This is a genomic window from uncultured Kluyvera sp., assembly GCF_902485085.1.
Lineage (GTDB): Bacteria > Pseudomonadota > Gammaproteobacteria > Enterobacterales > Enterobacteriaceae > Kluyvera > Kluyvera ascorbata.
This window is the reverse complement of sequence record NZ_CABTJS010000191.1, coordinates 1-2,144: the sequence shown is the minus strand read 5'-3', so window position 1 is coordinate 2,144 and position 2,144 is coordinate 1. Positions and strand designations below refer to the sequence as shown.

At 55.6% G+C, this 2,144-nt stretch carries 5 protein-coding genes and 1 pseudogene; all 6 read left to right on the top strand.

Annotated features, from left to right (window positions below; genetic code table 11):
• On the top strand, positions 1–245 hold a 245-nt coding region (locus RDN66_RS24075; RefSeq protein ID WP_308538236.1), incomplete at its 5' end, for a transposase domain-containing protein.
• Positions 242–469, top strand: coding sequence for a DUF905 family protein (locus tag RDN66_RS24070; protein WP_123652676.1), 228 nt, complete (start codon positions 242–244; stop codon positions 467–469). The genes RDN66_RS24075 and RDN66_RS24070, both read left to right, overlap by 4 nt.
• Before the next feature lie 101 nt (positions 470–570).
• A complete protein-coding gene (locus RDN66_RS24065; protein WP_104678497.1) occupies positions 571–1,029 on the top strand; it encodes an antirestriction protein in 459 nt (152 codons plus the stop codon).
• 15 nt (positions 1,030–1,044) lie between these two features.
• A pseudogene (gene radC, locus RDN66_RS24060) lies at positions 1,045–1,522 on the top strand (DNA repair protein RadC).
• 8 nt (positions 1,523–1,530) lie between these two features.
• Positions 1,531–1,752, top strand: coding sequence for a DUF987 domain-containing protein (locus RDN66_RS24055; RefSeq protein ID WP_123652651.1), 222 nt, complete (start codon positions 1,531–1,533; stop codon positions 1,750–1,752).
• Between the two features lie 18 nt (positions 1,753–1,770).
• Positions 1,771–2,088, top strand: coding sequence for a type IV toxin-antitoxin system YeeU family antitoxin (locus RDN66_RS24050; protein WP_123652652.1), 318 nt, complete (start codon positions 1,771–1,773; stop codon positions 2,086–2,088).
• Positions 2,089–2,144 lie beyond the last annotated feature (56 nt).

The window sequence follows — 2,144 nt, the reverse complement described above, 5'->3', positions numbered from 1 at the left end:
CAGATAACAACATAGCTGAGAATGCGCTACGGATGGTCAGCCTGGGCCGCAAAAACTACCTGTTCTTCGGTTCGGATCATGGAGGAGAGCGGGGAGCGCTGCTGTACAGCCTGATCGGGGCATGCAAACTGAACGGAGTGGAGCCAGAAAGCTACCTTCGCCATGTGCTTGATGTTATAGCTGACTGGCCGATAAACCGGGTCAGCGAACTACTCCCCTGGCGCGTAGCACTGCCAACTGAATAACACATCCCCGTCAATACGGTTCTCGCTGCACGCTTACAGCGGTCACTACCACTTACAGCAATATCACACTCGAAGACGACCAGGGCAGTCACTTCCGCCTGGTGGTTCGAGACACTGAAGGCCGGATGCTCTGGCGGGCATGGAACTTTGAACCGGATGCCGGTGAAGGTCTTAACCGCTATATCCGCACCTCAGGCATCCATACAGGCACCTCCACCCGCTGAGCCCGAAGCATTTACCCGCGACATTTCACCTTCCCGAATACCCTTTATTCCCCATTCGCCAGCCATCGCCGCTGGCGTTTTTGATTAACGGAGAAATATCCATGACAACGCAGACACAGCAAGACCTCGCCCCCGCGAACCAACCTGAATTTGAACTGACCGTCACGCCGGTCCCCGATGAACAGCGTATCGATTTCTGGTCACAGTACTTTGGCGCTATCCCGCAGTGGCTACTCCTGGAGCCGCATATCTTCGCCTGGATGGACCGCTTCTGCGAGGGCTACAGCGGCGGCATCTGGTCGTTCTACACCCTCAGCAATGGCGGCGCGTTTATGGCCCCTGATGCTGACAATGACGATAAATGGCATCTGTTCAACGGCATGAACGGCAATGGTGCGGAAATGAGCGCGGAAGCCGCAGGTATCGCTGTCTGCCTGATTGAATACAGCCATCACGCCTGTCGCACCGAATGCGATGCCATGACAGAGCACTATTACCGCCTGCGGGAGTATGCTCTGCGGCATCCTGAAGCTCACGCCATTTTGCGTATCATCGACTGACCGGAGGCACAACGGATGAAACAGCTTTCCTTTTTACCCGGCGAGATGACGCCACAGGACCGGCGTCTCATTCAGCGGGCGCTCAGGGCTCTGGACCGGCACTTGCATGAGCCCGGGGGGGGCCTTCACCTCCTCACATGCTGTCCGTGAATGGCTGCGACTGCATATGGCCGCACTTGAGCGGGAAGAGTTCCGGGTGTTGTACTTGGACAACCAGAACCAGCTTATCGCCCATGAAACGCTCTTTAGCGGCACGATTAACCGCACTGAAGTCCATCCCCGGGAAGTGGTCAAACGTGCTCTGCACTTCAACGCGGCTGCGGTGATATTGGCGCATAACCATCCTTCCGGCGAGACAGCTCCCAGCCAGGCTGACAAAGCCCTCACGCAGCGACTGGTGCAGGCACTTCAGCTGGTGGATATCCGCGTTCCTGACCACCTGATTGTCGGCGGCAGGCAAATCTATTCGTTTGCAGAACACGGCCTGTTGTGAGGTATGACATGAAAATTATCAGTAAACGCCGGGCAATGACGATATACCGCCTGCATCCTGAGTCCCGGATCTTTCGCTACTGCAGTGGAAAATATCAGTGGCACGGTAGCGTCTGTCATTACACCGGTAGGGATGTGCCGGATATCACCGGAGTCCTCGCGGTATACGCCGAACGACGCCAGGACCGTAACGGGCCCTATACCTGCCTGATGAGCATCACCCTGAACTGACAATAAAGGAGGTTATCAATGAGCAACATCACATTGGGCCTGCAGCGGAATATCACGCCGCGCCTGGGAGCCCGTCTGGTGCAGGAGGGGAACCGGCTGCATTATCTGGCTGACCGGGCCAGTATCACCGGCAAGTTCAGCGAAGCAGAATGTCTTAAGTTGGATGTGGTATTCCCGCATTTTATCAGCCAGATGGAATCGATGCTGACTACTGGTGAAATGAATCCTCGCCATGCCCACTGTGTCACCCTGTACCACAATGATTTCACCTGCGAAGCCGACACCCTTGGCAGTTGCGGTTACGTGTACATCGCCATTTATCCCACCCAGCGCTAATAACTTTCACGAGAGCAAACATGAAAACTTTACCTGCAACAACTCAGCGGGCGGTG

Excerpts from the sequence above, each read along its gene's own strand:
- RDN66_RS24065 (WP_104678497.1), top strand. The coding sequence starts at position 571 with ATGACAACGCAGACACAGCAAGACCTCGCCCCCGCGAACCAACCTGAA.
- RDN66_RS24055 (WP_123652651.1), top strand. The coding sequence starts at position 1,531 with ATGAAAATTATCAGTAAACGCCGGGCAATGACGATATACCGCCTGCAT.
- RDN66_RS24050 (WP_123652652.1), top strand. The coding sequence starts at position 1,771 with ATGAGCAACATCACATTGGGCCTGCAGCGGAATATCACGCCGCGCCTG.